General features: G+C 72.3%; 21 protein-coding genes. 17 read left to right on the top strand and 4 right to left on the bottom strand.

The window, feature by feature from the left end; genetic code table 11:
- Positions 1-2: 2 nt before the first annotated feature.
- Entirely contained in the window at positions 3-992 is a 990-nt protein-coding gene (holA, locus tag ADK64_RS22190) for a DNA polymerase III subunit delta (RefSeq protein WP_199829683.1), read from the top strand.
- 242 nt (positions 993-1,234) lie between these two features.
- Here holA and rpsT read toward each other — a convergent pair whose 3' ends face one another.
- The gene (gene rpsT / locus ADK64_RS22185; protein WP_053661593.1) at positions 1,235-1,501 is read right to left on the bottom strand and encodes a 30S ribosomal protein S20; all 267 of its coding nucleotides are present in this window, start codon (positions 1,499-1,501) and stop codon (positions 1,235-1,237) included.
- A gap of 226 nt (positions 1,502-1,727) precedes the next feature.
- Here rpsT and lepA point away from each other — a divergent pair, with 226 nt between their 5' ends.
- From lepA to hemW, 4 genes are all read left to right on the top strand, one after another.
- Positions 1,728-3,602 (top strand): translation elongation factor 4, encoded by a 1,875-nt coding sequence (gene lepA, locus ADK64_RS22180; RefSeq protein WP_053661592.1) that lies wholly within the window; start codon positions 1,728-1,730, stop codon positions 3,600-3,602.
- A gap of 283 nt (positions 3,603-3,885) precedes the next feature.
- Complete coding sequence (locus tag ADK64_RS22175; RefSeq protein WP_053661591.1) at positions 3,886-5,760, top strand: AMP-dependent synthetase/ligase; 1,875 nt, start codon at positions 3,886-3,888, stop codon at positions 5,758-5,760.
- Positions 5,761-5,881: 121 nt separating this feature from the next.
- Positions 5,882-7,702, top strand: coding sequence for an ATP-binding SpoIIE family protein phosphatase (locus ADK64_RS22170; protein ID WP_199829687.1), 1,821 nt, complete (start codon positions 5,882-5,884; stop codon positions 7,700-7,702).
- A 26-nt stretch (positions 7,703-7,728) separates the two neighbouring features.
- Complete coding sequence (hemW, locus tag ADK64_RS22165) at positions 7,729-8,961, top strand: radical SAM family heme chaperone HemW (protein ID WP_053661590.1); 1,233 nt, start codon at positions 7,729-7,731, stop codon at positions 8,959-8,961.
- Between the two features lie 223 nt (positions 8,962-9,184).
- Here hemW and ADK64_RS22160 read toward each other — a convergent pair whose 3' ends face one another.
- The gene (locus tag ADK64_RS22160) at positions 9,185-10,000 is read right to left on the bottom strand and encodes a DUF3097 domain-containing protein (RefSeq protein WP_053661589.1); all 816 of its coding nucleotides are present in this window, start codon (positions 9,998-10,000) and stop codon (positions 9,185-9,187) included.
- A gap of 34 nt (positions 10,001-10,034) precedes the next feature.
- Entirely contained in the window at positions 10,035-10,757 is a 723-nt protein-coding gene (locus ADK64_RS22155) for an MBL fold metallo-hydrolase (RefSeq protein WP_053661588.1), read from the bottom strand.
- Between the two features lie 169 nt (positions 10,758-10,926).
- Here ADK64_RS22155 and hrcA point away from each other — a divergent pair, with 169 nt between their 5' ends.
- From hrcA to ADK64_RS22105, 10 genes are all read left to right on the top strand, one after another.
- Complete coding sequence (hrcA, locus tag ADK64_RS22150) at positions 10,927-11,943, top strand: heat-inducible transcriptional repressor HrcA (RefSeq protein WP_053661587.1); 1,017 nt, start codon at positions 10,927-10,929, stop codon at positions 11,941-11,943.
- The gene (gene dnaJ / locus ADK64_RS22145; protein WP_053661586.1) at positions 11,944-13,080 is read left to right on the top strand and encodes a molecular chaperone DnaJ; all 1,137 of its coding nucleotides are present in this window, start codon (positions 11,944-11,946) and stop codon (positions 13,078-13,080) included.
- A 123-nt stretch (positions 13,081-13,203) separates the two neighbouring features.
- A complete protein-coding gene (locus ADK64_RS22140) occupies positions 13,204-14,280 on the top strand; it encodes a nitronate monooxygenase (protein WP_053661585.1) in 1,077 nt (358 codons plus the stop codon).
- Positions 14,277-15,014 carry a 16S rRNA (uracil(1498)-N(3))-methyltransferase gene (locus ADK64_RS22135; protein ID WP_053661584.1) on the top strand — a complete coding sequence of 246 codons (738 nt, stop codon included), beginning with the start codon at positions 14,277-14,279 and terminating at the stop codon, positions 15,012-15,014. Before ADK64_RS22140 ends, ADK64_RS22135 begins: the two co-directional genes overlap by 4 nt.
- A 16-nt stretch (positions 15,015-15,030) precedes the next feature.
- Positions 15,031-15,423, top strand: a complete 393-nt coding sequence (locus ADK64_RS22130) for a VOC family protein (RefSeq protein WP_053661583.1) — start codon at positions 15,031-15,033, stop codon at positions 15,421-15,423.
- A gap of 71 nt (positions 15,424-15,494) precedes the next feature.
- Positions 15,495-16,049, top strand: a complete 555-nt coding sequence (locus tag ADK64_RS22125) for a hypothetical protein (RefSeq protein ID WP_053661582.1) — start codon at positions 15,495-15,497, stop codon at positions 16,047-16,049.
- 45 nt (positions 16,050-16,094) lie between these two features.
- A complete protein-coding gene (locus ADK64_RS22120) occupies positions 16,095-19,310 on the top strand; it encodes a S41 family peptidase (protein WP_107093049.1) in 3,216 nt (1,071 codons plus the stop codon).
- Positions 19,311-19,359: 49 nt separating this feature from the next.
- Positions 19,360-19,713, top strand: a complete 354-nt coding sequence (locus ADK64_RS22115; RefSeq protein ID WP_053661580.1) for a histidine triad nucleotide-binding protein — start codon at positions 19,360-19,362, stop codon at positions 19,711-19,713.
- 6 nt (positions 19,714-19,719) lie between these two features.
- Complete coding sequence (locus tag ADK64_RS22110; RefSeq protein ID WP_053661579.1) at positions 19,720-20,625, top strand: ribonuclease Z; 906 nt, start codon at positions 19,720-19,722, stop codon at positions 20,623-20,625.
- Positions 20,626-20,646: 21 nt separating this feature from the next.
- On the top strand, positions 20,647-21,654 hold the full coding sequence (locus ADK64_RS22105; protein ID WP_053661578.1) for an adenosine deaminase: 1,008 nt from the start codon (positions 20,647-20,649) through the stop codon (positions 21,652-21,654).
- Here ADK64_RS22105 and ADK64_RS22100 read toward each other — a convergent pair.
- Positions 21,603-22,835, bottom strand: a complete 1,233-nt coding sequence (locus ADK64_RS22100) for a hypothetical protein (protein ID WP_053661577.1) — start codon at positions 22,833-22,835, stop codon at positions 21,603-21,605. The genes ADK64_RS22105 and ADK64_RS22100 overlap by 52 nt on opposite strands.
- Positions 22,836-23,044: 209 nt before the next feature.
- Between ADK64_RS22100 and ADK64_RS22095 the strand changes: the two genes are divergently transcribed.
- Positions 23,045-24,001, top strand: a complete 957-nt coding sequence (locus ADK64_RS22095; RefSeq protein ID WP_053661576.1) for a 5-dehydro-4-deoxyglucarate dehydratase — start codon at positions 23,045-23,047, stop codon at positions 23,999-24,001.
- Positions 23,998-25,287 carry a glucarate dehydratase family protein gene (locus ADK64_RS22090; RefSeq protein ID WP_053661575.1) on the top strand — a complete coding sequence of 430 codons (1,290 nt, stop codon included), beginning with the start codon at positions 23,998-24,000 and terminating at the stop codon, positions 25,285-25,287. Before ADK64_RS22095 ends, ADK64_RS22090 begins: the two co-directional genes overlap by 4 nt.
- Positions 25,288-25,371 lie beyond the last annotated feature (84 nt).

Raw genomic sequence — 25,371 nt, 5'->3', positions numbered from 1 at the left:
CGATGGCCAGGAAGACTGCGAACGACGACCCTCTCGCCCCGGTGACCCTCGCCGTGGGCCAGGAGGACCTGCTGCTCGACCGTGCCGTGCAGGAGGTGGTGGCCGCCGCCAGGGCCGCCGACGCCGACACGGACGTACGGGATCTGACCCCGGACCAGGTGCAGCCCGGCACGCTCGCCGAGCTGACCAGTCCGTCGCTCTTCGCCGAGCGCAAGGTCGTGGTCGTACGCAACGCGCAGGACCTCTCGGCCGACACGGTCAAGGACGTGAAGGCGTACCTCGGCGCGCCCGCCGAGGAGATCACGCTCGTGCTGCTGCACGCGGGCGGCGCCAAGGGCAAGAGCCTGCTGGACGCCGCGCGCAAAGCGGGGGCGCGGGAGGTGGCCTGCCCGAAGATGACCAAGCCGGCGGACCGGCTGGCCTTCGTGCGCCAGGAGTTCCGGGCGGTCGGGCGCTCCGCGACACCCGAGGCGTGCCAGACGCTGTGCGACGCGATCGGCAGTGATCTGCGGGAGCTGGCCTCGGCGGTGTCCCAGTTGGTCGCCGACGTGGAGGGGACGATCGACGAGGCGGTCGTCGGGCGCTACTACACCGGCCGGGCCGAGGCCTCCAGTTTCACGGTCGCCGACCGGGCCGTGGAGGGGCGTACGGCGGAGGCGCTGGAGGCGCTGCGGTGGTCGCTGGCGACGGGGGTGGCGCCGGTGATGATCACCAGCGCGCTGGCCCAGGGGGTGCGGGCGATCGGGAAGCTGTCGTCGGCCCGGGGCGGGCGGCCGGCCGATCTGGCGCGTGAGCTGGGGATGCCGCCGTGGAAGATCGACCGGGTGCGGCAGCAGATGCGGGGGTGGACGCCGGACGGGGTGGCGGTGGCGCTGCGCGCTGTCGCCGACGCGGACGCGGGCGTCAAGGGGGGCGGGGACGATCCCGAATACGCCTTGGAGAAGGCGGTTGTGATCATCGCCCGGGCCGCTCGGTCCCGCGGGCGCGGATAGCTGTCCCCGGGGCTGTGCCGCAGCCCCCGCCCGCTCACCAGCGGGCGGGATAAGGCGGAAGCCCAACCAAGAACCCCGCCACCACCCTGGGGAAGGGAAAGGTGCCGGGGTTCCGGTTCAAGCTGATGAGCCCGTACCCGCGTGGCGAACGCAGGCCGCGTACAGGCTCGGGGGTGCCGGACGGGAGCGGATGAGAGAGGGCCCGCTCTGGGTCCATCCGGCGGTCAGATCAGAAGGAAAGCTCAGCCCTTGAGGGACGCGACCTTGGAAGCAAGCGCCGACTTCTTGTTGGCGGCCTGGTTCTGGTGGATGACGCCCTTGGAGACGGCCTTGTCGAGCGCACGCGCGGCAGCGCGCTGCAGCTCGGTGGCCTTCTCGAGGTCACCCGCGGCAGCGGCCTCACGGGCCTTGCGGATCGCGGTCTTGAGGGAGGACTTGACGGCCTTGTTGCGCAGCCGAGCCTTCTCGTTGGTCTTGATCCGCTTGATCTGGGACTTGATGTTCGCCACGAAGGAGCCTTTTCAGGTTCAGGTGCGGGGCCGCTCGGGTCCCGTACCGGTGATCCAAAATTTCTCGGACATGCCTCACGCTGAGAGGGCATGAGGCACAGCCATCCACACTACCAGCGGTCCCCGGGGCGGCCCAAAACGGTCCTCGGTCCCTCCGCGTGGGACCATGGAGACTACGTATCGATCCGACCCGAGGCATAAGGCGCCTCAAGAGACAGGACCCTGCGTGCCCGCGACCCCTAACCATGTGCCCGAGCCGAGCCGTACCGCCCCGGCGCTGATCCGCAATTTCTGCATCATCGCGCACATCGACCACGGCAAGTCCACGCTCGCCGACCGGATGCTCCAGCTGACCGGGGTGGTCGAGCAGCGGCAGATGCGTGCTCAGTACCTCGACCGGATGGACATCGAGCGCGAGCGCGGCATCACGATCAAGTCCCAGGCGGTGCGTCTGCCCTGGGCCCCCACCGAGGGCCCCGACCAGGGCACGACCCACATCCTCAACATGATCGACACCCCGGGGCACGTCGACTTCACCTACGAGGTCTCGCGGTCGCTGGCCGCCTGTGAGGGGACCGTCCTCCTCGTCGACGCCGCCCAGGGCATCGAGGCGCAGACCCTCGCCAACCTCTACCTGGCGATGGAGAACGACCTCACGATCATCCCCGTGCTGAACAAGATCGACCTGCCGGCCGCCCAGCCGGAGAAGTTCGCCGAGGAGCTGGCGAACCTCGTCGGGTGCGACCCGTCCGACGTGCTGAAGGTCTCCGCCAAGACCGGACTCGGCGTCGACGCGCTGCTGGACAAGGTCGTCAAGGAGATCCCGGCCCCGGTCGGCGTCGCCGACGCGCCCGCCCGCGCGATGATCTTCGACTCGGTCTACGACTCCTACCGCGGTGTCGTGACGTACGTCCGTGTCATCGACGGCCAGCTCAACAAGCGCGAGCGCATCAAGATGATGTCCACCGGCGCCACGCACGAGCTGCTGGAGATCGGTGTCAGCTCGCCCGAGATGCTGCCGGCCGACGGCCTCGGCGTCGGCGAGGTGGGCTACCTCATCACCGGCGTGAAGGACGTCCGCCAGTCCAAGGTCGGTGACACCGTCACCAGCCAGCACAAGGGCGCCACGGAGGCGCTCGGCGGCTACAAGGACCCGAAGCCCATGGTCTTCTCGGGTCTGTATCCGCTCGACGGCTCCGACTACCCCGAGCTGCGCGAGGCCCTGGACAAGCTCCAGCTCAACGACGCCGCCCTCGTCTACGAGCCGGAGACCTCCGCGGCCCTCGGCTTCGGCTTCCGCGTCGGTTTCCTCGGTCTGCTGCACCTGGACGTGATCCGGGAGCGGCTGGAGCGCGAGTTCGGCCTCGATCTCATCGCCACCGCGCCGAACGTGGTCTACCGGGTGGTCATGGAGGACGGCAGCGAGCACGTCGTCACCAACCCGAGCGAGTTCCCCGAAGGCAAGATCAACGAGGTGTACGAGCCGGTCGTGCGGGCCACCATCCTCGCGCCGACCGAGTTCATCGGCTCGATCATGGAGCTGTGCCAGACCCGGCGCGGCACGCTGCTCGGCATGGACTACCTCTCCGAGGACCGGGTCGAGATCCGCTACACCCTGCCGCTCGCCGAGATCGTCTTCGACTTCTTCGACCAGCTGAAGTCGAAGACGCGCGGTTACGCGTCGCTGGACTACGAGCCCACCGGCGAGCAGACCTCCAGCCTGGTCAAGGTCGACATCCTGCTGCACGGCGACAAGGTGGACGCCTTCTCGGCGATCACCCACAAGGACGCCGCGTACGCGTACGGGGTGCGGCTCGTCGCCAAGCTGCGCGAACTCATCCCGCGGCAGGCGTTCGAGGTGCCGATCCAGGCCGCCATCGGCTCCCGGGTCATCGCCCGCGAGACCATCCGCGCCATCCGCAAGGACGTCCTCGCCAAGTGCTACGGCGGTGACATCTCCCGTAAGCGGAAGCTGCTGGAGAAGCAGAAGGAAGGCAAGAAGCGGATGAAGATGGTGGGTTCCGTGGAGGTTCCGCAGGAGGCCTTCATCGCGGTCCTGTCCAGCGATGACAGCGCGGGGTCGGGCAAGGGCAAGAAGTAACCACTGGTAACAGTGGGGCGTGTCCGCAAACCGGGCATGACGGGGCTCGTCGTACGAAAGCGCGACGGGCCCCTACGCGTGCGTAACGTCGCTCTGCGTGGAGCAGGCGGGGAAACAGACAGGCCGATGCCCCTTACGCAGCGGCCGGTCGCGGCTTACTCTGATCCCTGCTCGATAGTTACTCGCGAGTTAAACAACCGCGCGATCACCGCGCGGACCCCCACCCGTGAGTAGACCCAGCCGCACTGAGCCAGCCGCACCGTCGCGGGCCCCGGAGGATGTCGTGAGCGACACACAGACCCTGATCGAGAACCGTCCGCCGTCCGTGGCGGCCCTCTTCCTGGAGCGCGTGGCGGCCACACCGGACGCCGAGGCCTACCGCTATCCGGTGCCGCCGGCCTCGGGCCAGGGCCCCGACGAGTGGAAGTCGCTGAGCTGGGCACAGGCGGCCGAGCGGGTGTACGCGATCGCGGCCGGCCTCATCGAACTGGGCCTGGAGCCCGAGCAGCGCGTGGCGCTCGCCTCCTCCACCCGCGCCGAGTGGATCCTCGCCGACCTCGGCATCATGTGCGCCGGCGGTGCGACGACCACCATCTACCCGCAGACCAACGCCGACGAGTCGGCGTTCATCCTCTCCGACTCCGAGAGCCGGGTGCTGATCGCCGAGGACGCCGCCCAGGCCGCCAAGGCGGTCGCGAGGCGCGCCGAGCTGCCCGACCTGACCAAGGTCGTCGTCATCGACCCGGCCGGTGTCGCGACGGACGACTTCGTGACCACCCTCGCCGAGCTGGAGCTGCGCGGCGCCGCCCACCTGGAGAAGCACCCGGAGCTGATCGAGGAGCGGGTCGGCGCGATCACCAAGGACCAGCTCGCCACCCTCATCTACACCTCCGGCACCACCGGCCGCCCCAAGGGTGTGCGCCTGCCGCACGACAACTGGGCGTACATGGCGAAGGCCATCGCCGCGACCGGCCTGGTCACCATCGACGACGTGCAGTACCTGTGGCTGCCCCTCGCGCACGTCTTCGGCAAGGTGCTCACCTCCGGACAGATCGAGGTCGGGCACGTCACCGCCGTCGACGGCCGCGTCGACAAGATCATCGAGAACCTTCCGGTGGTGCAGCCGACGTACATGGCGGCCGTGCCCCGCATCTTCGAGAAGGTCTACAACGGCGTAGCGGCCAAGGCCCGCGAGGGCGGCCCGGCCAAGTACAAGATCTTCCAGTGGGCCGCGGACGTCTCGCGCGAGTACGCCAAGGCCAGCCAGGACAACTTCCGGCGCACCGGCACCGCCTCCGTGCCCTTCGGTCTCGCCGCCAAGCACAAGGTCGCCGACACCCTCGTCTACGCCAAGCTCCGCGAGGCCTTCGGCGGCCGGCTGCGCGCCTGTGTCTCCGGCGCCTCCGCGCTCGCGCCGGAGATCGGCTACTTCTTCGCCGGCGCCGGCATCCACATCCTGGAGGGCTACGGCCTCACCGAGTCCTCCGCGGCCTCCTTCGTCAACCCTGGCGAGGCCTACCGCACCGGCACGGTCGGCAAGCCGCTGCCCGGCACGGAGGTGCGCATCGCCGACGACGGCGAGATCCTGCTGCGCGGCCCCGGCATCATGCAGGGCTACCACGGGCTGCCCGACAAGACCGTCGAGGTGCTGGAGTCCGACGGCTGGTTCCACACCGGGGACATCGGCGAGCTGTCGCCCGACGGCTATCTGCGCATCACCGACCGCAAGAAGGACCTCATCAAGACCTCCGGCGGCAAGTACGTCGCCCCGGCCGAGGTCGAGGGCCAGTTCAAGGGGGTGTGCCCGTACGTCTCCAACATCCTGGTGCACGGCGCCGACCGGAACTACTGCACCGCCCTCATCGCGCTGGACGAGCCCACGATCCTCGACTGGGCCAAGGAGAACGGGCTGGAGGGCAGGTCGTACGCCGACGTCGTGGCCGCGCCGCAGACGGTCGAGATGGTCGACGGGTACGTCCAGCAGCTCAACGCCGGGCTCCAGAAGTGGCAGACGATCAAGAAGTTCCGGCTGCTGCCCAGGGATCTCGACGTGGAGCACGGGGAGATCACGCCCAGCCTGAAGCTGAAGCGGCCGGTGGTGGAGCGGGAGTACAAGCACCTCATCGACGAGATGTACGCCGGGGCGAGGGAGAAGTGAGGGGCGGTTCGGCCCCGCGCCCCGTCGCCAGTCACGGGCGTTCAAAAGCTGCCGTCTTCTGGCCACTTCGGTAACTCACCGCTTTCGTACACCCCCTGTCTGTCACCCTGGCCGCATGGACATGGCGGCCATACCGACGCAGCGGGACAGCGAGCCCCGGCTCCGTGAGGTGCGGGGGCGGGCCGTGCTGCCCGGGAGTCCGCTGGCGCCCGGGTCCGCGCGGGCGCTGGTGCGGGCCGCGCTGGTCGACGTGCCGGAGGTCGCGCCGCGGCTCGTCGACGACGCCATGGCCGTCGTCAGCGAGCTGGTCACCAACGCCGTCGTGCACGCCGGTACGGACGTGGAGGTCGACTGGCGGCTGGAGGAGACCGGCGCGCTCGTCGTGGAGGTGCGCGACCGGCATCCCTCGCGCGCCCCGCGCGATCCCCTCGGCGGCGAGGCGCCGTACGAGACCCCCGAGTACGGGCGCGGCCTGCGGCTGGTCAGCACGCTCGCCGAGTCCTGGGGCGTCACCTACCGCCCCGGCGCCAAGACCGTCTGGGCGCGGCTGCCCCCGGGCGGCGTCGACGAGCCGGACGGACCGGCCCCCGGCCCCGCCCTGGAGGTCGCCGAGGACCTGGCCCCGCAGCCGCACCGCGCCGACGGCGACGCGGACTGGCTCGGCCGGGGCGCGCTGTCCTTCCTCGCCGAGGCCTCCGACCTGCTCGCCGGACAGCTGGACGAGACCCTGGTCACCGCCCTGACCGGCCAGCTCATCGTGCCCCGGCTCGCCGACTGGTGCGCGGTGTGGCTGGAGGACGAGGCGAGCGTGCGCGGTGGCGCCGGCGGCGGGCCCGCCCGGGTCTGGCACACCTGCGAGGGACGCGTGGAGGACCTGCACCGCGTCCTGGAGAAGGAGCCGCCCGCCCCGCGCGACGGGCTGCGCTCGGGCCCCGAGCCGTACCCCTGGCCCGGGGACGCGCTCGGCGCGCGCGGCGCCGAGGGCACCGCGCTGGCCTACCGGCTGATCGCGGGCGGCCGGCCGCTCGGCACGATGGTCATCGGCCGCTGCGGGCCCGCCGGGTTCCCCGACGAGGTCACCGGGCTCGTGGAGGACCTGAGCCGCCGGGTGGCCCTCGCCATCGGCGCGGCCCGCCAGTACGCCCGCCAGGCCACCATCAGCGCCGTCCTGCAGCGCGGACTGCTGCCCGGCGCGGTCGCCGAGATCCCCGGGATGCGCAGCGCGCTCGTGTACGAGCCGTGCGACAAGGGCGGCCCCAGCGGCGACTTCTACGACCTGTTCCCGGCGGGCGACGGCCGCTGGTGCTTCGCCGTCGGCGACGTCCAGGGCAAGGGCCCGGAGGCGGCGGTCGTGATCGGTCTCGCCCGCCCCTGGCTACGGCTCCTCGCCCGCGAGGGCTACCGCGTCGCCGACGTCCTCGACCGCCTCAACCAGCTCCTCCTGGACGACGCCACCGAGGCCGCCGACGCCGCCGCCCGCGCCCTGGTCGCCGTCGGCGGCCGGCCCATGGCATCCGGGGACGGCCCGCAGACCCGCTTCCTGTCCCTGCTCTACGGTGAGCTGACGCCGCACGAGGGCGGGGTCCGCTGCACCCTCGCCTCCGCCGGGCACCCGCTGCCGCTCGTCCTCGCCCCCGACGCCACGGTGCGTACGGCGGCCCGCCCGCAGACCCTGCTCGGCGTGATCGAGGACGAGACGTACACCAGCGAGACAGTGGAGCTGCGGCCCGGCGACAGCCTGCTGTGCGTCACCGACGGGGTGACCGAGCGGCGCTGCGGAACCCGCCAGTTCGACGACGGCGACGGGCTCGCCCGCGCCCTGTCCGGCTGTGCGGGCCTGAGCGCCGAGCTGATCGCTGAAAGGATCCGCCACCTGGTGCACGACTTCGGCGGCGGCCCGCCCGAGGACGATCTGGCCCTGCTGGTGCTCCAGGCCGAGTAACACCCGGCGTGCTGGACAATGGGGACATGCCTTCCGCACTCCCCGACGGCGAGCCCGTCCCCGCCGACGGCGCGCTGCCCGCGTCCGCCCTCGCCGGGGCGGCCGACCGCCCGCTCGGCTTCTATCTGCATGTGCCGTACTGCGCGACCCGCTGCGGCTACTGCGACTTCAACACCTACACCGCGACCGAGCTGCGCGGCACCGGCGGGGTGCTGGCGTCCCGCGACAACTACGCCGAGACGCTCACGGACGAGATCCGCCTGGCACGCAAGGTGCTCGGCGACGACCCGCGCGAGGTCCGCACGGTCTTCGTCGGGGGCGGTACGCCGACGCTGCTGGCCGCCGACGATCTGGTACGGATGCTGGGCGCGATCCGCGACGAGTTCGGCCTGGCGCCGGACGCGGAGGTGACGACGGAGGCGAACCCGGAGTCCGTCGACCCGGCGTACCTGTCGACCCTTCGCGAGGGCGGCTTCAACCGCGTCTCCTTCGGCATGCAGAGCGCGAAGCAGCACGTGTTGAAGATCCTGGACCGGACCCACACCCCGGGCCGCCCCGAGGCATGCGTGACGGAGGCGCGGGCGGCGGGCTTCGAGCACGTGAACCTGGACCTGATCTACGGCACTCCGGGGGAGAGCGACGACGACTGGCGGGCGTCCCTGGAGGCGGCGCTGGGCGCGGGCCCCGACCACGTCTCCGCGTACGCCCTGATCGTCGAGGAGGGCACCCGGCTCGCGCGTCGCATCCGCCGGGGCGAGGTCCCGATGACCGACGACGACGTCCACGCGGACCGCTATCTGATCGCGGAGGAACTGCTGTCGGCGGCGGGCTTCGACTGGTACGAGGTCTCCAACTGGGCCACCTCGGAAGCGGGGCGCTGCCTGCACAACGAGCTGTACTGGCGCGGCGCCGACTGGTGGGGCGCGGGCCCCGGGGCGCACTCGCACGTGGGCGGGGTGCGGTGGTGGAACGTCAAGCATCCCGGCGCCTACGCGACGGCCCTGGCCTCCGGCCGCTCACCGGGGGCCGGGCGCGAACTGCTCTCCGAGGAGGACCGGCGGGTCGAGCGCGTCCTGCTGGAGCTGCGCCTGCGGGAGGGCGTGCCGCTGTCGCTCCTGAAGGAGGCGGGGCTGGCGGCTTCCCGGCGCGCGCGGGGGGAGGGGCTGCTGGAGGCGGGTCCGTATGAGGACGGGCGGGCGGTGCTGACGCTGCGGGGGCGGTTGTTGGCGGATGCGGTGGTGCGGGACCTGGTGGACTGATCACTGCGGCGAGTGAACCGCCCCGGAACCCCGGTTCGGTCCCTGACCTGGTTCGCAGGCTGCCGCCGACAGGACGCGGCGGATGTGGAGGCCACGGAGACGATGGCTGTGGACGAGCGTGGGGTGACCAGGTTCTTCGAGGGGTTCGAGCCGCCCGAGGGACTCAAGGCGCAGCGTCCGGGGCTGGAACCGGACACCAGCGAGTTCGGAACCTTCCCCGACGTCAGACCCCGCCGCCACCCGTGACGAAGTCGATCAACTCCTCCACCCGCCCCAGCAGTTCCGGCTCCAGGTCCTTGTAGGAGCCCACCCGCTTCAGGATCGCCTGCCACACCGCGCCGGTGTTGTCCGAGGGCCAGCCAAGGGCGCGGCACACGCCCGTCTTCCAGTCCTGGCCGTGCGGCACCCGAGGCCACCCGGCGATCCCCAGTGCGGCGGGCTTCACCGCCTCCCAGATGTCGATGTACGGGTGGCCGACGACCAGCGCGTGCCCGCTCGTCACCGACTCGGCGATCCGCCATTCCTTCGTACCCGGCACCAGGTGGTCCACGAGCACACCGAGCCGGGCGTCCGGGCCGGGCCCGAACTCCGCGACGATCGCCGGGAGATCGTCCACGCCCTCCAGGTACTCCACGACCACGCCCTCGATGCGCAGGTCGTCGCCCCAGACCTTCTCGACCAGCTCGGCGTCGTGGCGGCCCTCGACGTAGATGCGGCCGGCGCGGGCCACGCGGGCGCGGGCGCCGGGGACGGCGACCGAGCCGGACGCGGTGCGGGCGGGCCGTGCCGGACCACCCGACGACGGCCGTACGAGGGTGACCACCTTGCCCTCCAGCAGGAAGCCGCCTGGCTCCAGCGGGAAGACGCGGTGCTTGCCGAACCGGTCCTCCAGGGTCACCGCGCCCGCCTCGCAGCGGATCACCGCCCCGCAGAACCCGCTGCCGGGCTCCTCCACCACCAGACCCGGCTCCGCCGCCACCTCCGGCACGGGCGGGGACTTCTTCCACGGCGGGGTCAGGTCGGCGGAGTACTGGCGCATTCGAGTGACGATAGGAGAAGTCGGGGAGCGGTGCTCACGACACGCCGAAACGCGTCGCCAGCCGATCGCGTTGCCGGCGTACGAACCCCGCGTCCACCACCGCTCCGTGACCGGGCACGTACAGCGCGTCCTCCCCGCCCAGCGCCAGCAGCCGGTCCAGGGCGGCGGGCCACTGCGACGGGACCGCGTCCGGGCCCGCCTGCGGGTCGCCGGATTCCTCGACCAGGTCGCCGCAGAAGACCACCTCCCGCTCGCCGGGGACGAGGATCGCCAGGTCGTGGGCGGTGTGGCCGGGCCCGACGTTGGCCAGCAGCACCTGGCGGCCGTCGCCCAGATCCAGCGTCCACTCGCCGCAGACCTGGTGACCGGGCGCTACGAGCGCCGCGACCGCCTCGTCGGCCTCCGCCACCGGCAGACCGTTCCTGATCGCGTCCAGGCGCAGCTCCTCGCGCTCGTGGGCGAACACCGCGGCCACGCCCACCGCCGCGTACACCTCCGCCCCGGCGAACGACGGCACCCCGAAGACGTGGTCGAAATGGGGGTGCGTGAGCGCGAGATGGGTCACATCGCCGCCGGCCAGCTCCCCCGCCTGCGCCCGCAGCAGCGCGCCTTCGGCCGGGCTCGAGCCGGCGTCCACCACGAGCGCCGTACCCTCTCCGAGGACCAGCCCCACGGTGCAGTCCCAGCCGGGCAGCCGGCACCGCCCGACCCCGGCGGCCAGCCGCTCCCATCCCAGCTCTTCCCAAGTCACCGTCATACCGCGACGCTAGCGGTACGACCCGGTACACCGTGGACGACCTTGCCCAGGGCGTACCCGACAGCCGTACACTGGGCCCGGGAAACGCTGGCACTCGCACGGGAGGAGTGCCAGGCGGCCGACCTGACGGACGAGCGGGACGAGGGGACGACGTGCTGGAGGTGTGCGCATGCTGAGCGAACGCAGGCTTCAGGTGCTGCGCGCCATCGTCCAGGACTACGTCGGCACCGAGGAGCCGGTCGGCTCGAAGGCCCTGACCGAGCGGCACAACCTCGGCGTCTCCCCGGCGACCGTCCGTAACGACATGGCGGCCCTGGAGGACGAGGGGTTCATCGCCCAGCCGCACACCAGCGCCGGGCGGATTCCGACCGACAAGGGTTACCGGCTGTTCGTCGACAAGCTCGCCGGCGTCAAACCGATGACCGCGCCCGAGCGGCGGGCCATCCAGAACTTCCTGGAGGGCGCCGTCGACCTCGACGACGTCGTGGCGCGGACCGTGCGGCTGCTCGCGCAGCTCACCCGGCAGGTCGCCGTCGTGCAGTACCCCTCCCTGACCCGGTCCACCGTCCGGCACGTCGAGCTGCTCTCGCTCGCTCCGGCGCGCGTGATGCTCGTGCTGATCACGGACACCGGCCGGGTCGAGCAGCGGATGGTCGACTGCCCGGCGCCGTTCGGCGAGGCCTCGCTGGCGGATCTGCGGGCCCGGCTGAACAGCCGGGTCGCGGGACGCCGGTTCACGGACGTGCCGATGCTGGTCGAGGACCTCCCGGACGCCTTCGATCCGGAGGACCGCGGTACGGTCTCCACAGTGCTCTCCACTCTGCTGGAGACACTGGTGGAGGAGAACGAGGAGCGGCTGATGATCGGCGGAACCGCCAATCTCACCCGCTTCGGACATGACTTTCCCCTCACGATCCGGCCGGTGCTGGAGGCGCTGGAGGAGCAGGTCGTGCTCCTCAAGCTCCTCGGCGAGGCGAAGGATCCGGGCGTGACCGTGCGCATCGGCCACGAGAACGCCCACGAGGGACTCAACTCCACCTCCGTCGTGTCGGTCGGCTACGGTTCGGGCGGCGAGGCGGTTGCCAAGCTCGGCGTGGTCGGACCGACCCGCATGGACTACCCGGGAACGATGGGAGCGGTACGCGCAGTGGCACGGTACGTCGGACAGATCCTGGCGGAGTCGTAAGTGGCCACGGACTACTACGCCGTTCTCGGCGTGCGCCGCGACGCGTCGCAGGATGAGATCAAGAAGGCGTTCCGTCGGCTCGCGCGCGAGCTGCACCCGGACGTCAACCCGGATCCGAAGACCCAGGAGCGGTTCAAGGAGATCAACGCCGCTTACGAGGTGCTGTCGGACCCGCAGAAGAAGCAGGTCTACGACCTCGGCGGCGATCCGCTCTCCCAGTCGGGCGGCGCGGGCGCGGGCGGTTTCGGGGCCGGTGGCTTCGGCAACTTCTCCGACATCATGGACGCGTTCTTCGGCACGGCGTCGCAGCGCGGACCGCGCTCGCGCACCCGGCGCGGCCAGGACGCGATGATCCGCATCGACGTCGAGCTGGACGAGGCGGCCTTCGGGACGACCAAGGACATCCAGGTCGACACGGCGATCGTCTGCAACACCTGCAACGGCGAGGGCGCGGCGCCGGGCACCACGGCCCAGACGTGTGACATGTGCCGCGGCCGTGGTGAGGTCTCGCAGGTCACCCGGTCCTTCCTGGGCCAGGTCATGACCTCGCGCCCCTGTCCCCAGTGCCAGGGCTTCGGCACGGTCGTGCCGACCCCGTGCCCGGAGTGCGCCGGCGACGGCCGCGTCCGCTCCCGCCGGACCCTGACGGTGAAGATCCCGGCCGGTGTCGACAACGGCACCCGGATCCAGCTCGCCGGCGAGGGCGAGGTCGGCCCGGGCGGCGGTCCGGCCGGTGACCTGTACGTCGAGATCCACGAGCTGCCGCACACCACCTTCCAGCGGCGCGGCGACGACCTGCACTGCACGGTCACGATCCCGATGACCGCGGCGTCGCTCGGCACGAAGGTGCCGCTGGAGACCCTGGACGGCATGGAGGAGGTCGACATCCGGCCCGGCACCCAGTCCGGCCAGTCGATCCCGCTGCACAACCGGGGCGTCACGCATCTGCGCGGCGGCGGCCGGGGCGACCTGATCGTCCACGTCGAGGTGCAGACCCCGTCCAAGCTGGACCCCGAGCAGGAACGCCTCCTGCGCGAGCTGGCCAAGCTGCGCGGCGAGGAACGGCCGACGGGGCAGTTCCAGCCCGGTCAGCAGGGGCTGTTCTCGCGCTTGAAGGACGCGTTCAACGGCCGCTGAGCCGTTGCGGTCAAGAGCATGGTCAGGGGCGTGCGGCGGTGCTTCGGCACCCCGTATGCCCCTGGCCTATGCCATGGGAAGCCCGGATTCGGACTTGTACGGAGGACGTGACAACATGCGGTCATGTCCTCCGCACTGACCGATCTCTTCCCTCACCCGATCGTGCAGGCCCCCATGGCGGGCGGCGTCTCCGTCCCGCAGCTCGCCGCCGCCGTCTCCGAGGCCGGTGGCCTCGGGTTCCTCGCCGCCGGTTACAAGACCGCCGACGGGATGTACCAGGAGATCAAGCAGCTGCGGGGGCTCACGAGCCGCCCCTTCGGTGTGAACGTGTTCATGCCGCAGCCCGAGTACGCCGAGTCGGGCGCCGTCGAGGTCTACGCCCAACAGCTGGCCGGTGAGGCCGCCTGGTACGAGACCGAGCTGGGCGACCCCGACAGCGGCCGGGACGACGGCTACGACGCCAAGCTCGCCGTGCTCCTCGACAACCCGGTGCCGGTGGTCTCCTTCCACTTCGGCGCTCCGGACCGGGACGTCCTCGACCGGCTGCGCAGGGCCGGCACCTTCACCCTGGTCACCGCCACCACCGCGGAGGAGGCCCGCGCGGTCGAGCGGGCCGGGGCGGACGCGGTGATCGCGCAGGGCGTGGAGGCCGGCGGCCACCAGGGCACGCACCGGGACCTCGCCGAGAACGACGGCTCCGGCATGGGCCTGCTGTCGCTGGTCGCGCAGATCCGCGAGGCCGTGAACCTCCCCATCGTCGCCGCCGGCGGCATCATGCGCGGCAGCCAGATCGCCGCCGTCCTCGCCGCGGGCGCGAGCGCGGCCCAGCTGGGCACCGCCTTCCTCGCCACCCCCGAGTCCGGCGCCAACGCTCTGCACAAGCAGGCGCTGACCAACCCCCTGTTCGCGCGCACCGAGTTGACCCGCGCCTTCTCCGGCCGGCCGGCGCGCGCACTGGTCAACCGCTTCGTGCGCGAACACGGCCCGTACGCCCCCGCCGCCTACCCCGAGATCAACCACCTGACCGCGCCGCTGCGCAAGGCCGCCGCCAAGGCCGCGGACGCGCAGGGCCTGTCGCTGTGGGCGGGCCAGGGCCACCGGCTGGCCCGGGAGCTGCCGGCCGGGGAGCTGGTGGAGACGCTGGTGGCCGAACTCGCCGCCGCCCGGACAGCGTTGTCGGCCGGAGGTGACCGGCGATGACCGCCCCGGTCTTCGTCGTGGACCAACTCGGCGGCGCCGCGTCGGAGTTCGTGCTCGACGGGCCCGAGGGGCGGCACGCCGTGTCCGTGAAGCGGCTGCGGCCGGGCGAGGACGTGGTCCTCACCGACGGGCTCGGGCACTGGGCCGAGGGGGTCGTCAAGGCCGCCGAGGGCAAGGACCGGCTCGTCGTGGACGTCGAGTCCGTCCACGAGGAGCCGGCTGTCGCGCCGCGCATCACCGTCGTACAGGCCCTGCCCAAGGGCGACCGGGGCGAGGTCGCCGTCGAGACGATGACCGAGGTCGGCGTCGACGCGATCGTGCCCTGGCAGGCGTCCCGCTGCATCACCCAGTGGAAGGGCGAGCGCGGGCTGAAGGCGCTCGGCAAGTGGCGGGCCACCGCCCGCGAGGCCGGCAAGCAGTCCCGCCGGGTCCGCTTCCCCGAGGTCGCGGACGCCGCCACCACCAAGGAGGTCGGCGCGCTGCTCGCCACCGCCGACTTCGCCGCCGTGCTCCACGAGAGCGGCGAGGAGCGCCTCGCCACCGCCGAACTCCCCACGGACGGCGAGATCGTGCTGGTGGTGGGCCCCGAAGGGGGTGTCTCGCCCGAGGAGCTGGCGCTGTTCGCCGAGGCGGGCGCGAAGCCGTACGTCCTGGGGCCCACCGTGTTGCGCACATCCACCGCCGGCACCGCCGCCGCGGCCCTTCTGCTGGGCCGCACCGGCCGCTGGTCCTGACTTGCCTGGGGGTATCGTGGAACTCGCCCAAGTCCGGCTCCTGGTCACCGACTTCGCCGCCTGTTACCGGTTCTACGCCGACGTCCTCGGCCTGAAGTCGCAGTCCGGCGCGACCGAGGGGCCGTACGAGAAGTTCAGCCCGCACACGGGCTCCGCCGGGATCGCCCTGCAGGACCGGGCGATGATGGCCGAGATCCTCGACGAACTGGGCGAGGCCGCCAACGGGCACCGCTCCCTGGTCGTCCTGCGCGTCGACGACCTGGACGCCTACTGCGCGAAGATCACCTCCCGCGGCGCCACCCTCCTGCACGGACCGTCCCCCATGACCGACCGTATGCGCGTGGCCTACCTCAAGGACCCGGAGGGCAACCTGGTGGAACTCCAGGAGTGGCTGCTGCTGCGCGGCTGACGGGCCCTCGAACGGGTGAGTGGCCGTAAGCGGCCTTCCCCCGTGCTCCTGCCGGTGGCACTCTGCCCTGCATGGGGGTATTGAGAGGAATTCGCCTTCGGCGGCCCGCACGGGCCGTGGCCGTGGCCGGGCTGGTCGTGGTCGGTGGTGGGGCCGTCGTGGGCTGTCAGCCGACCGATCTCAACTCCTCGGCCGCCGCCTACACCACTCGGACGACCGCGACGGCCGCGCTGAAACGACAGCACGTGGACGTCAGTTGGCTCAGCTGCGTCGGCAACTACGGGGGCAGGGCGGGCCGGACCCCTTCGCCCAGTGAGACCACCGTCGTCTCCGTCGGCTGCCAGGGCGAGACCACCGACCGGAAGAAGATCACTGTCTCCGGGAAGGTCACCAAGGCCGTGGACGGGGCCTGTGTGCGCGGCGATCTGACCGCCAGGGTCGGCGGCCGGCAGGTGTTCCACGTCGACGGGCTCGGTGACTGCGACGCCACGCCCGGGCCGACGTACAAGACGCCCACCTACCACCCCGGCGGCGGGCGGCCCACCGTGACGGTCACGGTCACCGAGACCGGAGCCTCCCCTCCCCGCAAGGGCGACCCCACCTGCTGGCCCGTCGAAGGCAAGTGATCGGAATCAGGAGCGGGGTGCACCGGCGCTGCGTACAGTGACGGGGTGACTCAGGGTGCTTCGACGGGAACCACGGCGTCTTCCGGCTATCTCCGATTCCCCCACGTACACGGCGACTTGGTGGCCTTCGTCGCCGAGGACGACGTATGGCTCGCGCCCCTCGACGGCGGCCGGGCCTGGCGGGTGAGCGCAGACAACCGGCCCGTGACCCAGCCCCGGATATCCCCGGACGGGCGCCGGCTCGCCTGGACCTCCACCCGGGACGGAGCGCCCGAGGTACATGTCGCCCCCGTCGACGGCGGCCCCGCCGAACGGCTGACGTACTGGGGCAACAGCCGTACCGAGGTGCGTGGCTGGACCGGCGACGGACGGGTGCTCGCGCTCGGCGCGCAGGGCCGGCACAGCTCCCGGCACACCTGGGCGCACGCCGTCCCGCTGGACGGCGGCCCCGCCGAGACCCTGCCGTACGGCCCGGTCGGCGACGTGGCCCTCGGCCCGGCCACCGTGCTGCTCTCCGCGCTGATGGGCCGTGAGGCCGCCTACTGGAAACGCTACCGGGGCGGTACGGCGGGCAAGCTGTGGATCGACCGGGAGGGCGGCGGGGAGTTCGTACGGCTCCACGAGGAGATCGACGGGAACATCGAGTGCCCGGTCTGGACCGGCGACCGCATCGCCTTCCTCGCCGACCACGAGGGCACCGGCGCCCTGTACTCCTCCCTCGCCGACGGCTCCGACCTGCGCCGCCACACCCCCCTCGACGGCTTCTACGCCCGGCACGCCGCCGGTGACGGCACCCGCGTCGTCTACAGCTCGGCCGGTGAACTGTGGCTGCTGGACGACCTGGACGGCGCCGAGCCGCGCCGGCTGGACGTGCGCCTCGGCGGCCCCCGGATCGACCTGCGCCCCCGCCCGGTGAACGCCGCCCGCTGGTTCAGCGCGGCCTCGCCCGACCGCACCGCCCGCGGCAGCGCGGTCTGTGTGCGCGGCGGCGTCCACTGGATCACCCACCGTTCGGGCCCCGCCCGCGCCCTCGCCGCCACCCCCGGCGTCCGCGCCCGGCTGCCCCGCACCTTCCGCGCCGAGGGCGAGGAGTGGGTGGTGTGGGTGACGGACGCCGAGGGCGACGACGCCCTGGAGTTCGCCCCCGCGACCGGGAACGTGCCCGGCGCCACCCCGCGCCGGCTCGCCGCCGGACAGCTCGGCCGGGTCCTGGAACTGGCCATGGCGCCCGACGGCAGCCGGGCCGCCGTCGCCGCGCACGACGGCCGGCTGCTGCTCGTCGAGCGGGAGACCGGCGAGGTCCGCGAGGTCGACCGCAGCGACGACGGCGAGGTCTCCGGTCTCGCCTTCTCACCCGACTCCGCCTGGCTCGCCTGGGCCCACCCCGGCCCCAGCCCGCTCTCCCAGCTGCGCCTCGCCCACACCACCGACCTGTCGGTCACCGAGGCGACCCCGCTCCGCTTCCAGGACTACGCCCCCGCCTTCACCCTCGACGGCAAACACCTCGCCTTCCTCTCCCACCGCGCCTTCGACCCGGTCTACGACGAGCACGTCTTCGACCTCGCCTTCGTGGTCGGCGCCCGCCCGCACCTGATCACCCTGGCCGCCACCACCCCGTCCCCGTTCGGCCCGCAGCGCCACGGCCGCCCCTTCGAGACCCCGGACAAGGAGGAGACCCCCGACAGCGAGGGCACCCCCGCCACCCGTATCGACCTCGACGGCCTCGCCGACCGCATCGTCCCCTTCCCGGTCGAGGCCGGCCGCTACTCCACGCTGCGCGCCGCCAAGGACGGCGTCCTGTGGCTGCGCCACCCCGTGCACGGCGTCCTCGGCGCCGCCCGCGCCCACCCCGAGGACCCCGACCCGCACACCGAGCTGGAGCGCTACGACCTCGCCCAGCGGCGCCTGGAGCACCTCGCCTCCGACGCCGACCACTTCGAGGTCAGCGGCGACGGCAAGCGCGTCCTGCTGTGGAGCGACAGCCGGCTGCGGGTGGTGCCCAGCGACCGCCGTACCGGCACCGACGACGACGGCGACACCAGCGTCACCGTCGACCTCGCCCGCGTCCGGCAGACCCTCGACCCGGCCGCCGAGTGGCGCCAGATGTACGACGAGACCGGCCGCCTCGTGCGCGACCACTTCTGGCGGCCCGACCTCGGCGGCGTCGACTGGACCGGCGTCCTCGACCGCTACCGCCCCCTGCTGCGCCGGCTGGCCACCCATAGCGACCTGACCGACCTCCTGTGGGAGGTGCACGGCGAACTCGGCACCTCGCACGCCTTCGTCATCCCCGCCGGCGGACGCGGCGGCGCCCGGCACGGCCTGCTCGGCGCCGACATCTCCCGCCATCCGGACGGCAGTTGGCGCATCGACCGCATCCTCCCCGCGGAGACCTCCGATCCGCACGCCCGCTCCCCGCTCGCCGCCCCCGGCGTCGCGGTCCGCCCCGGCGACGCGATCATCGCCGTGGCCGGCCACTCCGTCGACCCGATGACGGGTCCGGGCCCGTTGCTCGTCGGCACCGCGGGCCACCCCGTGGAGCTGACCGTCTCCCCGGCGGGCGGTGGCGAACCCCGCCACACCGTGGTCGTCCCCGTCGCCGACGAGGAACCCCTGCGCTATCACGCCTGGGTCGCCGACCGCCGCGCCCACGTCCACACCGCCTCCGCCGGCCGCCTCGGCTACCTCCACGTCCCCGACATGCAGGCCCCCGGCTGGGCCCAGATCCACCGCGACCTGCGCGTCGAGGTCGCCCGGGAGGGTCTCGTGGTCGACGTGCGCGAGAACCGCGGCGGCCACACCTCCCAGCTCGTCGTGGAGAAGCTGGCCCGCCGCGTCATCGGCTGGGACGTCCCCCGCGGCATGCGCCCCACCAGCTACCCCCTCGACGCGCCGCGCGGCCCGGTCGTCGCCGTCGCCAACGAGTTCTCCGGCTCCGACGGCGACATCGTCAACGCGGCGATCAAGGCCCTCGGCATCGGCCCGGTCGTCGGCACCCGCACCTGGGGCGGCGTCATCGGCATCGACAGCCGCTACCACCTGATCGACGACACCCTGGTCACCCAGCCGAAGTACGCGATCTGGCTGGAGGGTCACGGGTGGGAGGTGGAGAACCGCGGGGTGGAGCCGGACGTGGAGGTCGTCCAGCGGCCGCAGGACTGGGCGTCCGGCACGGACACCCAGTTGGACGCGGCGGTGCGGCTGGCGCTCGAGGCGTTGGAGAGGGCACCCGCGAAAACGCCTCCGGGGTTGCCTGCCTGAAGCGACTACGATGCACCGGTATTGATCACCAGCGTGAGGAGGCACACGCGTGACAGGCGAACCGCAGCCCGACTGCCTGTTCTGCAAGATCGTCGAAGGACACATCCCGGCGACGATCGTCCGCGAAACAGACACCACCGTCGCCTTCCGGGACATAAATCCCCAGGCCCCCACCCACGTTCTGGTGATCCCCAAGGTCCACTACGAGAACGCGGCCGCCCTCGCCGCCGGGGCACCGCAGGCGGCCGCCGACGTCCTGCAGGAAGCCCAGGCCGTGGCGGACGAGGACAAGCTCGACAGCTACCGCATCGTCTTCAACACGGGAGCCGGCGCCGGCCAGACCGTCTGGCACGCCCACGCGCACGTCCTCGGCGGGCGCGGCATGGAATGGCCCCCGGGATAGGACGCCATGTCCGTACGTGAACTGGTGGTCCTCGGCACCGCCAGTCAGGTCCCCACCCGGCACCGCAACCACAACGGCTATCTGCTGCGGTGGGACGGCGCGGGCATCCTGTTCGATCCCGGCGAGGGCACCCAGCGGCAGATGGTGCGCGCCGGGGTCGCCGCCCACGACCTGAACCGGATCTGCGTCACGCACTTCCACGGCGACCACAGTCTCGGCCTCGCCGGTGTCATCCAGCGGATCAACCTCGACCAGGTGCCGCACGAGGTCACCGCGCACTACCCGCGTTCCGGGCAGCGCTTCTTCGACCGCCTGCGGTACGCGACGGCCTACCGGGAGACGGTCGGCATCACCGAGGCACCGGTCGCCGCCGACGGCATCCTCGCGGTGACCCCGTCGTACACCCTGGAAGCCCGCAAGCTGTCCCATCCTGTCGAGTCCTACGGCTATCGCCTCATCGAGCCCGACGGCCGCCGCATGCTGCCCGACCGGCTCGCCGCGCACGGGATCAAGGGGCCGGACGTCGGCCGGCTCCAGCGGGAGGGCCGGCTCGGGGACGTGACGCTGGAGGACGTCAGCGAGGTCCGGCACGGGCAGCGCTTCGCGTTCGTCATGGACACCCGGCTCTGCGCGGGCGTGCACGCGCTCGCAGAGGGCTGCGACCTGCTCGTGATCGAGTCCACCTTCCTCGACGAGGACGTCGAACTGGCGGTGGAACACGGGCACTTGACGGCCGGACAGGCCGCCGCCGTCGCCCGGGACGCGGGCGTACGACACCTTGTCCTCACCCACTTCAGCCAGCGCTACTCCGAGCCCGAGGAGTTCGAGCGGCAGGCGCGGGCGGCCGGTTTCGAGGGGGAGCTGACCGTGGCGCACGATCTGCTGCGAGTGCCGGTTCCGAAACGGCGCTGAAGCACGCCGTACGATGCTTCGATGCCTCTCCCGAAAGCAGAACTGCACCTCCACATCGAAGGCACCCTGGAGCCGGAGCTGGCGTTCGAGCTGGCCGCCCGCAACGGCGTGAGCCTGCCGTACGCGGACACGGACGAACTGCGCAAGGCGTACGACTTCGAGGATCTCCAGTCCTTCCTGAACCTGTACTACGAGCTGATGGCCGTCCTGCGCATCGAGCAGGACTTCGCGGACCTGGCGGACGCCTATCTCGCCCGCGCCGCCGCCCAGGGCGTCCGGCACGCGGAGATCTTCTTCGACCCGCAGGCCCATCTCGTGCGGGGCGTGTCCCTGGGGACGGTCGTGCAGGGACTGTGGCGGGCGCTCGGGAGCAGCGAGCAGAGCCATGGCGTCTCCACGAAGCTGATCATGTGCTTCCTGCGCGACGAGTCCGCCGAGTCGGCCCTGGAGACCCTTCGGGCCGCCGAGCCCTACCTGGACCGGATCACCGGGGTCGGCCTGGACTCCGCCGAGGTCGGGCATCCGCCGGTGAAGTTCAAGGAGGTGTACGAGGCCGCCGCCGCGCTGGGGCTGCGCCGGGTCGCCCATGCCGGTGAGGAGGGGCCGCCGGAGTACATCACCGAGGCGCTGGACGTGCTCGGCGTCGAGCGCGTGGACCACGGGCTGCGCTGCGTGGAGGACCCGGCGCTGGTCGAGCGGCTGGTCCGGGAGCGGATCCCGCTGACCCTGTGCCCGCTGTCCAACGTCCGCCTGCGCACCGTCGACACGCTCGCCGAGCACCCGCTGCCGGCCATGCTGGACGCGGGCCTCATGTGCACGGTCAACTCCGACGACCCGGCCTACTTCGGCGGCTACGCGGGCGACAACTTCACGGCCGTGCACCAGAGCCTGGGCCTGTCCGAGGACCGGCTGCGCGAGCTGGCCCGCAACTCCTTCCTCGCCTCCTTCCTGGAGGACGACGAGGAGCGCCGGGCGCGCTATCTCGCCGAGGTGGACGCGTACGAGTTCGACGGCGACGCGGTGTCATAAGCCCGCTGCGCGGGTACGGCAGGCGCCTCCACGGGGAGTTCCACGACCGACAGGGGGCGCTTTGCCGTACGCAGCGCGACCGCCGTCATCGGTACGGCGATCACCAGCAGCCCGGCGCCGAGCAGGTCGCCCGTGACCGGGAAGCCCACCCCGGCCGCCAGCACGCTCCCGGTCAGCGGGCCCGCCGCCGTGCCCAGCGAGGACGCCGAGCCGACCAGGACCGCCCAGCGGCCCCGGGGGTCGAGGGAGGCGGCGAGGCCGAGGACGTACGACAGCACGATCGGGTAGAGCAGGTTCCAGGAGATCTCGCCGGCCGCGAAGGCGGGCAGGTCCCGGGCCGAGGCGCTGAGCGCGACACAGGCCGCGATCAGTGCCGTACCGGCGCCGATGGGCAGCGCCCGGCCCAGCCGGGAGCCGAGCACCCCCGCACCCAGCACCCCGAGCAGCCCGGCGCCGAGCGCGACCGCGAACACCGCGCCCACGGTGACCTCGCCGAGGCGGGCCTGGGCGAGGCCGATCCTGCCGCTGACGCCCCACAGGGCGTTCTGCGCGAGGGACCAGCACGGCATCGCGGCGGCGAGCAGCAGACCGGCGCGGAGGTGGGGGAGGCGGCCGTACCCGACAGCCGTACGGGCCGCCGGTGCCGTACGGCGGGGCAGGCGGCCGGTGAGCGGCCAGACGGCGAGCGCGGTGAGCGCGATCGCGGCCAGAGGGAGGCCGTGGCCGGGGCCGAGGTGAGGAATCGTCAGATACAGGGCGGCGGCCAGGCCGGAGACGCCGAGCAGGCCTCGCGTGGTGACCCGGTGCGGGTCGCGTTCGGCGGCGATGCCGCTCGCGGCGACCGCCGTGACCGTACCCGAGCCGAAGCCGCCGGCGACCGCGCCCGCGACGACGGCCGGTACGACGCCGGTGAGGGCGGCACCGCCGTAGCCGAGGAAGGCGAGGGCGAGGCCCGCGCGGGCGAGGGTGCGGGCGCCGATCCGCTCGACCCGCGAGGCCAGCAGGAAGCCCGCCGCCGCCGAACTCAGCAGCAGGGCACTGCCGATGGCCCCGGCCTGGGTGGCGGTGAGCGGCAGCCCGGAGTCGAGCCGGCCGACGGTGGTCGGCAGCAGATAGGGCGCGAGATACCCGGCCGTGAACAGGGCGACGAGGGGCCAGGGCAGGGTGCGGGGGGCGGACACGGGCGTTCCCGGAAGGTGACTCAGAAAGGGGGAGTGGGGCGACGACCGTCGACGGACAGGAACGCGCGAGCAAGTTGTATCAAGCAGGCGGTTCCGGAAGAAGGCGGGGTCGCGTGATCCGAGTCACCTTTTGGTTTGCCAGGTGTCGCTGCGGGTAGCAGCTGTTTCCAGATACTGTTCTCATATATAGACGGCATTCACAAGGGGAGATGATCAGGGTGGGCGGCGATCCGAGTCCGCAGGATGTGGCGCGGCGGCTGCGGGAAGGCATGGCGCGGGGTGTGCTGTCCTTCCCGCTCACCGCCTTCCACGACGACGGCTCCCTCGACCCCGACGGCTTGCGCGCCCACGTCGCCGACCGGCTCGCCTCCGGGCCGGGCGCCCTCTTCCCCGCCTGCGGCACCGGGGAGTTCTTCTCGCTGGACGAGGAGGAGTACCGGACCGTGGTCGCGATCACCGTCGAGGAGGCGGCCGGGCGCGTGCCCGTCGTGGCCGGGACCGGGTACGGCTGGGCGCAGGCCGCCCGGTTCGCGCGGATCGCCGAGGAGGCCGGCGCCGACGCCCTGCTCGCGCTGCCGCACTACCTGGTCGACGCCCCGCAGGACGGCCTCGCCGCCCAGCTGGAGCACCTCGCCGCCCGCACCCCGCTGCCGATCGTGGCCTATCAGCGCGGCCAAGTCGCCTACGGCACGGACACGTTGCGCCGCATCGCCCGCATCCCGAACGTCATCGGCGTCAAGGACGGGCACAGCGACCTCGACCGGCTCCAGCGCCTCACCCTGGCCGCCCCCGACGGCTTCCTCTTCTTCAACGGCGCCGCCACCGCCGAGATCCAGGCCCGCGCCTACGCCACCGTCGGCGTCCCTGCCTACTCCTCCGCCGTGCACGCCTTCGCCCCCGAGATCGCCGGCGCCTTCTTCGCCGCGCTCCGGGAGGGGGAGGAGGGGACGGTCGACAAGCTGCTACGGGACTTCTACGTTCCCTTCGTGGAACTCCGCGACCGTGCGCCCGGATACGCCGTGTCCCTGGTGAAGGCCGCGGCCCGGCTGCGCGGACAGCGCGTCGGGCCCGTGCGCGCCCCGCTCACCGACCCCGCACCCGCCGACCTCGCCGACCTCAAGGCCCTCCTCACCGCCGGACTCGACCTCGTAGGAGCCTCCCTGTGACCCGTGACCTGACCATCACCGAGGTACGGCTGACGCCGATCCTGGTGGCCGACCCGCCGCTGCTCAACACCCAGGGCGTGCACCAGCCGTACACCCCCCGGCTGATCGTGGAGATCGTCACGGCCGACGGGATCACCGGGCTCGGCGAGACCTACGGCGACACCAAGTACCTGGAGCTGGCCCGTCCGCTGGCCGAACGGCTCACCGGACGGTCGGTCATGGATGTGAACGGTCTGTTCGCTCTCGACCTCGGCGTGGACGCGTCCCGGGTCGACGCAGAGGTGGACGCCGGCGGGCTGCGCGGGGTGCAGAGCGCCGACAAGCTGCGGCTGTCCGTGCTCTCCGCCTTCGAGGTCGCCTGCCTCGACGCCCAGGGCAAGGCGCTCGGACTGCCCGTGCACGCGCTGCTCGGCGGCAAGGTGCGCGACGGGGTCGAGTACAGCGCCTATCTGTTCTACAAGTGGGCCGCACACCCGCGGGGCGTCGCGGCCGAGCCCGACGACTGGGGTGCCGCCCTCGACCCGGCCGGAGTCGTCGAACAGGCGCGGCGGTTCAAGGACCGCTACGGCTTCACCTCCTTCAAGCTCAAGGGCGGCGTCTTCCCGCCCGACGAGGAGATCGCGGCCGTACGTGCCCTCGCCGAGGCCTTCCCCGGGCACCCGCTGCGCCTCGACCCCAACGGCGCCTGGTCCGTCGAGACCTCGCTGAAGGTGGCGAAGGAACTCGGGGACGTCCTGGAGTACCTGGAGGACCCGACCCTGGGCACACCGGCGATGGCCGAGGTGTCGGCGGCGACGGACATCCCGCTCGCCACCAACATGTGCGTCACCGCCTTCGGCGAGATCAAGGAGGCGTTCACGAAGGACGCCGTGCAGGTGGTGCTCTCCGACCACCACTACTGGGGCGGGCTGCGCAACACCCAGTACCTCGCCGCGATCTGCGCGACCTTCGGGGTCGGGGTGTCCATGCACTCCAACACCCACCTCGGCATCAGCCTCGCCGCGATGACCCACGTGGCCGCCACCGTCCCGAACCTGCACCACGCCTGCGACTCCCACTACCCCTGGCAGTCGGAGGACGTCCTCACCGAACGGCTCGCCTTCGACGACGGCCGGGTCGTGGTGTCCGACGCACCCGGACTCGGCGTCGCGCTCGACCGGGACGAACTGGCCCGGCTGCACCGCAGGTGGACCGAGGACGACGGCACGCTGCGCGACCGGGACGACGCGGCGGCGATGCGCGCGGGCGAACCGGGGTGGCGGCAACCGGTGATGCCGCGCTGGTGAGACCGGTGAGGTAGCGGGGGAAGCGGGCGCGACCGGCGATTCCGGTGCGTGACCTGGTGCACACTGGCCAGACCCGCACCACGC

This window comes from Streptomyces sp. MMG1121, assembly GCF_001280015.1.
Lineage (GTDB): Bacteria > Actinomycetota > Actinomycetes > Streptomycetales > Streptomycetaceae > Streptomyces.
This window is presented reverse-complemented; position numbering and strand designations above follow the sequence as displayed.

What these genes read in the sequence shown, in the direction of transcription:
- holA (WP_199829683.1), top strand. Translation starts at nt 3, where the DNA reads ATGGCCAGGAAGACTGCGAACGACGACCCTCTCGCCCCGGTGACCCTC.
- ADK64_RS22170 (WP_199829687.1), top strand. Translation starts at nt 5,882, where the DNA reads ATGGCGGCCATACCGACGCAGCGGGACAGCGAGCCCCGGCTCCGTGAG.
- hemW (WP_053661590.1), top strand. Translation starts at nt 7,729, where the DNA reads ATGCCTTCCGCACTCCCCGACGGCGAGCCCGTCCCCGCCGACGGCGCG.
- ADK64_RS22160 (WP_053661589.1), bottom strand. Translation starts at nt 10,000, where the DNA reads ATGCGCCAGTACTCCGCCGACCTGACCCCGCCGTGGAAGAAGTCCCCG.
- ADK64_RS22155 (WP_053661588.1), bottom strand. Translation starts at nt 10,757, where the DNA reads ATGACGGTGACTTGGGAAGAGCTGGGATGGGAGCGGCTGGCCGCCGGG.
- hrcA (WP_053661587.1), top strand. Translation starts at nt 10,927, where the DNA reads ATGCTGAGCGAACGCAGGCTTCAGGTGCTGCGCGCCATCGTCCAGGAC.
- ADK64_RS22140 (WP_053661585.1), top strand. Translation starts at nt 13,204, where the DNA reads ATGTCCTCCGCACTGACCGATCTCTTCCCTCACCCGATCGTGCAGGCC.
- ADK64_RS22135 (WP_053661584.1), top strand. Translation starts at nt 14,277, where the DNA reads ATGACCGCCCCGGTCTTCGTCGTGGACCAACTCGGCGGCGCCGCGTCG.
- ADK64_RS22125 (WP_053661582.1), top strand. Translation starts at nt 15,495, where the DNA reads ATGGGGGTATTGAGAGGAATTCGCCTTCGGCGGCCCGCACGGGCCGTG.
- ADK64_RS22110 (WP_053661579.1), top strand. Translation starts at nt 19,720, where the DNA reads ATGTCCGTACGTGAACTGGTGGTCCTCGGCACCGCCAGTCAGGTCCCC.
- ADK64_RS22105 (WP_053661578.1), top strand. Translation starts at nt 20,647, where the DNA reads ATGCCTCTCCCGAAAGCAGAACTGCACCTCCACATCGAAGGCACCCTG.
- ADK64_RS22095 (WP_053661576.1), top strand. Translation starts at nt 23,045, where the DNA reads ATGATCAGGGTGGGCGGCGATCCGAGTCCGCAGGATGTGGCGCGGCGG.